This is a genomic window from Oceanibaculum sp. (assembly GCF_022449305.1).
GTDB classification, from domain to species: Bacteria; Pseudomonadota; Alphaproteobacteria; order Oceanibaculales; family Oceanibaculaceae; genus Oceanibaculum; species Oceanibaculum indicum.
Genome location: NZ_JAKUSO010000095.1, coordinates 1 through 7,734 on the forward strand (window position 1 = coordinate 1; position 7,734 = coordinate 7,734).

Annotated in this window: 10 protein-coding genes; 4 read left to right on the forward strand and 6 right to left on the reverse strand. The window is 66.7% G+C overall.

The window, feature by feature from the left end:
• Window positions 1-6: 6 nt before the first annotated feature.
• Both MK313_RS17280 and MK313_RS17285 read right to left on the reverse strand, forming a co-directional pair.
• Window positions 7-624, reverse strand: coding sequence for an HD-GYP domain-containing protein (locus MK313_RS17280; protein ID WP_287783301.1), 618 nt, complete (start codon window positions 622-624; stop codon window positions 7-9).
• Window positions 625-769: 145 nt separating this feature from the next.
• Entirely contained in the window at window positions 770-1,006 is a 237-nt protein-coding gene (locus MK313_RS17285) for a DUF3297 family protein (RefSeq protein WP_287783304.1), read from the reverse strand.
• Window positions 1,007-1,168: 162 nt separating this feature from the next.
• On the opposite strand from MK313_RS17285, the gene MK313_RS17290 reads away from it, so the two are divergent.
• From MK313_RS17290 to MK313_RS17305, 4 genes are all read left to right on the forward strand, one after another.
• On the forward strand, window positions 1,169-1,816 hold the full coding sequence (locus MK313_RS17290; RefSeq protein WP_287783307.1) for a LysE family translocator: 648 nt from the start codon (window positions 1,169-1,171) through the stop codon (window positions 1,814-1,816).
• Window positions 1,817-2,086: 270 nt separating this feature from the next.
• Window positions 2,087-3,280, forward strand: coding sequence for an O-succinylhomoserine sulfhydrylase (gene metZ, locus MK313_RS17295; protein ID WP_287783310.1), 1,194 nt, complete (start codon window positions 2,087-2,089; stop codon window positions 3,278-3,280).
• Between the two features lie 2 nt (window positions 3,281-3,282).
• Window positions 3,283-3,702, forward strand: coding sequence for an OsmC family protein (locus MK313_RS17300; protein ID WP_008944243.1), 420 nt, complete (start codon window positions 3,283-3,285; stop codon window positions 3,700-3,702).
• A complete protein-coding gene (locus tag MK313_RS17305; RefSeq protein ID WP_287783312.1) occupies window positions 3,702-4,682 on the forward strand; it encodes an ATP-grasp domain-containing protein in 981 nt (326 codons plus the stop codon). Before MK313_RS17300 ends, MK313_RS17305 begins: the two co-directional genes overlap by 1 nt.
• A gap of 416 nt (window positions 4,683-5,098) precedes the next feature.
• Here the strand turns inward: MK313_RS17305 and MK313_RS17310 are convergent, their stop codons facing one another.
• From MK313_RS17310 to MK313_RS17325, 4 genes are all read right to left on the reverse strand, one after another.
• The gene (locus MK313_RS17310) at window positions 5,099-5,455 is read right to left on the reverse strand and encodes a hypothetical protein (RefSeq protein WP_287783314.1); all 357 of its coding nucleotides are present in this window, start codon (window positions 5,453-5,455) and stop codon (window positions 5,099-5,101) included.
• Window positions 5,456-5,475: 20 nt separating this feature from the next.
• The gene (locus MK313_RS17315) at window positions 5,476-6,501 is read right to left on the reverse strand and encodes a DUF6352 family protein (RefSeq protein ID WP_287783315.1); all 1,026 of its coding nucleotides are present in this window, start codon (window positions 6,499-6,501) and stop codon (window positions 5,476-5,478) included.
• A 22-nt stretch (window positions 6,502-6,523) separates the two neighbouring features.
• Window positions 6,524-7,006: a DUF6505 family protein gene (locus MK313_RS17320; protein ID WP_287783318.1), complete on the reverse strand. Its 483-nt coding sequence runs from the start codon at window positions 7,004-7,006 to the stop codon at window positions 6,524-6,526.
• Window positions 7,007-7,008: 2 nt separating this feature from the next.
• Window positions 7,009-7,734: biotin/lipoate--protein ligase family protein (locus tag MK313_RS17325; RefSeq protein ID WP_287783321.1), on the reverse strand; the 726-nt coding region annotated here is incomplete at its 5' end.

Genomic DNA, 7,734 nt, shown 5'->3' on the forward strand with positions numbered 1-7,734 from the left:
CAGATTTCAGGCGTTGCACAGCCGCCAGCTTCGGGCGATCTCCTCATGGCAGTCCTCGGCGGCGCGCAGCACTTTCGGGCAGAACTTCGCCGGCCAGGTCCGGTCATCCCCGTCCAGCAGAACCGCCATCGCCTGATCGTGCGACATGCCCGCCCGGTAGGGCCTATCCTCGCGCAGCGCGTCATAGACATCCGCCACCCCGACGATGCGGGCCTCCACCGGTATATCGCGCCCCTTCAGCCCGTTGGGATAGCCTGACCCGTCCATTGCTTCATGGTGATGCAGGGCGATGCGAGCGGCCAGCGGCGCCAGCCGGCCGGACTGCCACGCCAGAATATCGTGGCCGAACAGCGTATGATGGCGGATCACCGCATATTCCTCCGCCGACAGCCGCCCCGGCTTGCACAGGATTTCGGATGGCATGCGAAGCTTGCCGACATCGTGATAGGCGGCGGCCCTGCCGATGGCCGCGCTGAGCGGCCGGCCGAGGCCAAGCCGGCGGGCAATCAGGCTGGCCACACCGCCAACGGCGTGCTGGTGCGCCTGCAGCCGGCACCTGGCCTCGCCATCCAGGCTGGTGTCGGCTTCGAGGCGGGCAAGCGCCGCGCGGTCGCCAATACTCATGGCGCGGCCCGGTGTGCCGGGCGCGCGTGCTGACTGTCTTTCACTGGAATTTCTTTAATCGACGAAACGGGATAACCACGCTTTGCGCGGCACCATAGCCGAGTCGCCCGCCCGAAAATTGATCTATGTCAATGCAGGCCGCATATCAGCCTTCCTTCAGGAACACCTCGACCGGGCCCTTCAGCAGGATGGTCAGCGGGTTGCCGTTGCGGTCCAGCGTGTTGCCGGCCGCGACGCGGATCCAGCCCTCGCTGATGCAATATTCCTCGACATTGGTCTTCTCCACGCCCTTGAAGCGCACGCCGACGCCGCGCTTCAGCAGCTCCTCGTCGAAATAGGGGCTGGCCGGATTGACGGAGAGACGGTCGGGCAGATCGGTCATGGCGCGGGCCTTCTGTCGGCTGGAAATGTTGCGCCCTCTCCTAGCGTCGAAATGCGCAATCGGCAAGGGCCGGCCTATTGTACGGGCGACAATACTCCCCGTGACAGCGGTCCGGCGCGCGCTAGGATTGGCCAGTATCGACACCACAGCGCCGGTTCCGCCATGTCCCCGATCCTGATCCTCGCCAGCGTGTTTGCCATCTTCATCCCGGCCCTGATGCTGCCGGGGCCGGACTTCATCGCCGTTGTGCGCTCCTCCATGACGCGCGGAACGGCGGCGGGCCTCATGACCACGATGGGCGTCACGCTGGGCCTCGGCATGTATGCCAGCCTCAGCCTGCTGGGTCTGTCGGCGGTGCTGGCGGAGTATCAGTGGCTGGCCTGGAGTGTGCGCGTGCTGGGCGGCTGCTACCTGATCTATCTCGGCATCCGGCTGTTTCTTGCCAGCCGCGGCAAGCCGCAGGAGATCGTCATTCAGGAAACCGCCGAGGCGGGCCGCCCGCGCGGCAACCCGCTGCTGTTCGGCTTCCTGGTCACGCTAACCAACCCGAAGGCCATCGTGCTGTTCGCCAGCGTGTTCGCGCCCGCCGTCAGCGCCGGCACGCCGCTGTGGTTCATGGGGCTGATGGTGGCACTGGTGATGGCCAGTTCCCTCCTCTGGTACACCATCGTCAGCCTGTTCATGTCCTCCGGCCCGGTGATGCGCCGGTTCCGCAACGCACAGCACTGGATCGAGCGGCTGGCCGGCGTGTGCTTCGTCGCCATCGGCGGGCGCATCCTCGCCGATGCGCGCAACCCGGTGACGCCGTAGGGAGGCATCTCATTTTGTCAGCCTTCTCTGTCCGTCACCCCCGCATTTATTGCGGGGGTCCAGGCTTCCGCTCGCTGGATCGCCGGTCGAGCAGACTGAACCCTGGATTCCCGGCACCCAATGGAGCTTGGGGCCGGGAATGACGGTTAGAGAAGTAGCCGAGGCCAGCACACGCATGGCAGCATGCCGATCTCCCCAGTGCCCCCGCCTTGACTCGGGCTTGGCCGCCCGCCTACCGTCCGTTGCTTGATTAGGGGGCGGAAAACCGACATGGCCGACAAGGACAGACGCGCAGATTGGAAGCCGCAGACGCAGCTGGTGCGCGGCGGGCAGAGGCGCAGCCCGTTTTCCGAAACGTCGGAGGCGCTCTACCTCACTTCCGGCTTCGTCTATGACAGCGCCGAGGAGGCCGAGGCCGCCTTCAAGAATGAAGGTTCCCGCTTCGTCTATTCGCGCTATTCCAACCCCACAGTCGCCATGTTCGAGGAAAGGCTGCGCCTGCTGGAAGGGGGGGATACCTGCGCCGCCACGCCCAGCGGCATGGCGGCCGTCGCGGCGGCGATGCTGTGCTTCCTGAAGGCGGGCGACCGGGTGGTGTCGTCGCGCGTGCTGTTCGGCTCCTGCCACTGGATCGTCTCCACCCTGCTGCCGCGCTATGGCATCGAGACGGTACTGGTCGATGGCGGCGATCTGGACGCATGGCGCGACGCGCTGAAGCCGGGCGCGCAGGCGGTGTTCTTCGAAACGCCATCGAACCCGATCCTGGGGCTGGTCGATATCGCCGCCGTGGCGGAGCTGGCGCATGCGGCGGGGGCCCGCGTCATCATCGACAATGTGTTCGCCACACCGATGCTGCAGCGCCCACTGGAGCTGGGTGCTGACATCGTTGTCTATTCCGCCACCAAGCATATCGATGGCCAGGGCCGCTGCATGGGGGGCGCCATCCTGGGCCCGGCGGACTGGCACAAGGAATTCCTCTGGCCCTATTACAAGCATACCGGGCCGTCGATGAGCCCGTTCAACGCCTGGGTGCTGCTGAAGGGGCTGGAGACGCTGGATCTGCGCGTCGAGCGGCATGGCCGCAACGCGCTGGCCGTGGCGACCGCGCTGGAGGCGCATCCCAAGGTCGGTAAGGTGCTGTATCCGGGCCTGCCCAGCCATCCGCAGTACGAGCTGGCGCAGCGCCAGATGAAGGGCGGCAGCAACCTGATCGCCTTTACCGTGCCCGGCGGCAAGGAGGGCGCGTTCCGGCTGCTGAACGGCCTCACCCTCATCGACATCTCGAACAATCTGGGCGATGCCAAGAGCCTGATCACCCACCCCGCCACCACCACCCACCGCGCCGTACCGGCGGAGCAACGCGCCGCCTTCGGCATCGAGGACGGGCTGGTGCGGATTTCGGTCGGGCTGGAGGATGCGGAGGATATCATCGCCGACCTGACGGCGGCACTGGAGGCAGTATGAGCATGAAGACGCGGGTCAAGTGGATCGACGGCATGGCCTTCATGGGCGAGAGCGGCACCGGCCACGCCGTGGTCATGGATGGCGCGCCGGAGAATGGCGGCCGCAATCTGGGGCCGCGCCCGATGGAGATGCTGCTGCTGGGGCTGGGCGGCTGCACCGCCTTCGACGTGGTGATGATCCTGCAGAAGGGCCGCCAGCCGATCGAGGATTGCCAGGTCGAGATCGAGGCGGAGCGCGCCGAGGACCATCCCAAGGTCTTCACCAAGGTGCATATGCGCTACCTCGTGAAGGGGCGCGGCCTGTCGGCGGATGCCGTCCACCGCGCGGTGGAACTTTCGGTCGATAAATACTGCTCGGCCACCCATGTGATAAACAAGACGGCTGCCATGACCCATGAGGTCGTGATTGAGGAGCTGGGCTGATGTTTCCCGACATGGACGATGCGCGGATCTACGTGCTCTACGAGAACGCCGACTGGCTGGCACCGCTGGCGGAGCTGTTCGACGCGCGCGGCCTGCCCTGGCAGGGCTGGGACCTGTCGGACGGCGCCTTCGACATCTCGTCCGAGCCGCCGCACGGCCTGTTTTTCAGCCGCATGAGCGCCTCCGCGCATACCCGCGACCACCGCTATTCCACCGACCTGACCGCCGGCGTGCTGACCTGGCTGGAACGCCACGGGCGGCGTGTAGTGAACGGTGTGCGCGCACTCGACCTCGAACTCTCCAAGGCACGCCAGTATGCGGCGCTGGAGAAGGCTGGCATCGAGACGCCGCGCACGGTCATGGTGCTGGGCCGCGACCGTCTGGTGGAGGCCGCAAAGGCGCATTTCGGCGACGGGCCGGTGATCCTGAAGCCGAATCGCGGCGGCAAGGGACTTGGCGTGCAGCTGTTCAACAGCATGGATGGGCTGGCGGCCTATGTCGAAAGCCCGCTCTATGAGGAACCGGTGGACGGCATCCATCTGCTGCAGGAATACATCAGGGCGCCGGAGCCTTTCATCACCCGCTGCGAGTTCGTCGGCGGGCGCTTCCTCTATGCCGTGCGCGTCGATACCAGCGGCGGGTTCGAGCTGTGCCCGGCGGATGCCTGCGCGGTCGGTGACGCTTTCTGCCCGGTCGGCGAGGAAGCGGCGCGGCCGAAATTCGAGATCGTGCCGGAGATCGACCCGGTGCAGAAGGCCAGCTACGAGCGGATGCTTGCGGAAAACGGCGTGGAAGTGGCCGGCGTCGAGTTCATCGTCGGCGCCGATGGCCGGGCGCGCACCTACGACATCAACACCAACACCAACTACAATACCGAGGCGGAGGCCCGCGCCGGCCTGTCCGGGCGCGGCACGCTGGCCGATTTCTTCAGCGCCGAACTGGCCCGGCTCTACCCCGGCACCGCCCACGCGGCGGAGTAGGTCTCTGCGCCTTCCCCATCGCCCGGTTGGCTGACGCTCACCAGCCTCCCCTTTCAACTCCGCCCGTCACCCCCGCACTTGTTGCGGGGGTCCAGGCCTCAGCTTGCTGGATGTCGGTCGAGCTGGCTGAAGTCTGGATTCCCGGCACCCCATGGGATTTGGGGCCGGGAATGACGGCAGGAGGAATGGGGCGGCTTGGCGACGATCTCCCCTCACCCAGCTCCCGCTAGGCTCACATACGTTCGCCAAGCTGTCGCATCCCTCTCCCCTTCCGGGGCGAGGGATAAGAAATGACACCTGAAAATTTCTCCCTCGCCCCCTTGGGGGAGAGGGTTGCGCAGCCTTATCGAGCCACCGGCGAGATTAGGCGAAGCTGGGTGAGGGGGAAACGACCCAGCCCCTCTCATCTGCCCCCCTCAGCGGAGCGGTGTGAAGCCGGGCGGCGGGCGGCCGCCGGCACCGCCCGGAGGGCCGCCGGCGCCCTTCGTCTGGGCGCGGCACATGGCTTCGGCCCGGCCCTTGAAGTCAGCCGCCTGGGCGGCCGAGACGACCTTGTCCTTCACCATCTGGTCGATCTGCGCCGCACGCTCGGCAAAGCACAGCGCGAACGGGTCGTTCGCCGCCCCTGCCTGCCCTTCCGCGGCACCACCAGAGCCGAACAGCCGGTCGCGCTCGTAATAGCCAAGGAAAGCCGCCGCCCCGACAAAGACGAGGGCTGCCAGCGCCCGCGCCGCCGGGCGGTCGATGAAAGCGCCGTTCGCTGCCTGGGCCATCCTTCTTCCTCCCTTGCTTGCTAGACGGTCTCCGCCAGCGGCAGATTGACCAGCAAATTCTGCGGTTTCATCCGCAAAAGTTCGTTCTCTCCCTTGGCAAGGCCGAGATAGATCGGCCGGCCCGCCAGCTGCGGCAGCATGGCGTTTGTGTCGCGGAATTCCAGCCGGAACAGGGAGAGGATATCGACCAGCCGCTCCTCACTGACCTCCTGTCCCTCATAGAGGTCGTTCAGGATGTTGGTGGACACGCTGTCGAGCCCGACATGCCAGCTCCAGCGGTCGTCGCTGATCGACTGCACCGGGGCGACCCGTACCTCGGCGCCGGTGAAATGCGCGATCCAGGTCTCCAGCACCCGGCACAGCGCATCCAGGCCGGGCCGGCCGAAGGTCAGGTCCAGCACCATGTCGAAGCGCTCGGCGCGCTCCCAGTACTGGTGCGCGTTCTCCTCGGTCATCACGTCGAGGTCGATCTGCCTGAGCGGCGTCTGCGCCTCGACGATCAGCCGGCCCAGATCGCCGAACCCGCCGGTGGAGGCGTAGAGGTCGATCACCTCCTCGTCGGCCAGCATGATGTTGCCGTTCTGGATCGTCACCTTCTGGCTGCGGAACAGCAGCTCGGCGGCGCGCAGCCGGAACGGGTCCTCGCAGCCTTCCAGCAGGCCGCGCAGGATCACATGCACCATCTGGTCGAGGAAGATCGGCGCCAGCCGCACCGGCTCCACCGGCCCGTCCAGCTTGAACAGCGCGGCATAGGCCGCCTCGATGGTGCCGTGGCGCAGCAGATGGTCGCGGAAATTCAGGACGATCTCGTAATTCTCGCGCGCATCCTCGTCTTCCATGCGCAGCAGTTCCGCCGGCTTCACAACGCGGCGCGGTTCCTCCATCAGCGCGGCATGCAGCGCCCGCTCATTGTCGCAGGATTCCTCGACCGGCACGACCTCCGGCCGGTTGAAGTAGGCGCGCAGGTAATCGTCGGTCACCGCAAGCTGGTTATCCGCCGTCCGCTTCAGCAAATAATAGCCGGAAGATATCCAGAAATCAGGCATTTAGAAAACTTTCCAGAACCAATTATTCATTATCGGGCACCAGCGCCCATATCTTTGCGTGATCGGCCTCGCGCGGCGGCTGCAGGGCGCGGAACCGTTCGCGGATACCGCCTTCCTCCATCTCGCGCTCGACCGCCAGCAGCATGTTCACCCGATGCTCCGACGCCAAGCTTGCGGCGAACTCCGCCTCGGATCGGGCCACCGGCAGGGCGGCCTCGACCGAGGGCGCACCGTAGCGCGCGACGAAATGCTCCGCCAGCCTGCGGATGACCGCCTCGTAGGACTCCGCATCGATGTCCGACACCGACACGAAGGTGGACCAGCCGAAGCTTTCCGTTCCCAGGAAGGCACTGCGGAAAGCGACACGGCGCTTGCCGACCAGATCGCCCGGCCCGCTGTCGGCGAAGGCGAAGCTGCCGGACACCGCCCATTCGCCCGACTCGGCCGCCTGCTCGAAGACCTGCGTATCGGTGGAATCCAGCCGGATGGTGCGCGGAAACAGCATGGCTACAGCACCCAGCCCGGCCCGGACAGCACGGCGGACAGCGGCAAGGCCTGCACCGTCTCGGTCTGCAGCAGCATGCCGCCCTCCTCGTCCAGCCCGATGAAGGTGCCGGCATGCTGTTCGCCGGCATGGGACAGGGCGACGCTTTCCCGGTAGCCGCTGCCGCGCTCCAGCCAGTGCGCCGCGATGGGGCGCAGCCCCTCCTCCTCGAACCGGTTCACCCAGAGCAGGAAATGCCGGCTGAACGCTTCCAGAATGTCCGGCACGGTCAGTTCGCCGCAGCCTTCCTCATGCAGCGCGGTGCGGGTCGGGTCCATGCCCGGCTCCGCGCCGCCGATCAACTCGCGCTTCACCAGGATGGTCAGGCCCAGCACCAGCCAGTCCGGCACGGCATCGGCCGCACAGCCTTCCGGTGCTGCCAGACGGAAGCCGCCAGCCAGCCCGCCATTCACCTCGATCCGGTCCGGCCAGCCAAAGGTCACCGCCACCTGCGGCGGCACGATGGCGCCCAGCGCATCGCCGATGCCGATCATCCCGACATGCAGGATCGGCAGGGCCTGCGCCAGCACCTGTTCCGGGTGCAGCACGATGGCGAGTTCGACGCGGTCCTCGCGGTCCTCCCAGAACAGGGTGGCGGGATCAGCCCCCTGCCGGGCGGCGGCGAGCGCGGCCTCGAACGCATCCTCGCCCGCTGGCAGCCTCACCCCCTCATAGACCGGCGGGAAGAC

Excerpts from the sequence above, each read along its gene's own strand:
- MK313_RS17320 (WP_287783318.1), bottom strand. The coding sequence starts at position 7,006 with ATGCTGTTTCCGCGCACCATCCGGCTGGATTCCACCGATACGCAGGTC.
- MK313_RS17305 (WP_287783312.1), top strand. The coding sequence starts at position 3,702 with ATGTTTCCCGACATGGACGATGCGCGGATCTACGTGCTCTACGAGAAC.
- metZ (WP_287783310.1), top strand. The coding sequence starts at position 2,087 with ATGGCCGACAAGGACAGACGCGCAGATTGGAAGCCGCAGACGCAGCTG.
- MK313_RS17315 (WP_287783315.1), bottom strand. The coding sequence starts at position 6,501 with ATGCCTGATTTCTGGATATCTTCCGGCTATTATTTGCTGAAGCGGACG.
- MK313_RS17280 (WP_287783301.1), bottom strand. The coding sequence starts at position 624 with ATGAGTATTGGCGACCGCGCGGCGCTTGCCCGCCTCGAAGCCGACACC.
- MK313_RS17290 (WP_287783307.1), top strand. The coding sequence starts at position 1,169 with ATGTCCCCGATCCTGATCCTCGCCAGCGTGTTTGCCATCTTCATCCCG.
- MK313_RS17310 (WP_287783314.1), bottom strand. The coding sequence starts at position 5,455 with ATGGCCCAGGCAGCGAACGGCGCTTTCATCGACCGCCCGGCGGCGCGG.
- MK313_RS17285 (WP_287783304.1), bottom strand. The coding sequence starts at position 1,006 with ATGACCGATCTGCCCGACCGTCTCTCCGTCAATCCGGCCAGCCCCTAT.
- MK313_RS17300 (WP_008944243.1), top strand. The coding sequence starts at position 3,283 with ATGAAGACGCGGGTCAAGTGGATCGACGGCATGGCCTTCATGGGCGAG.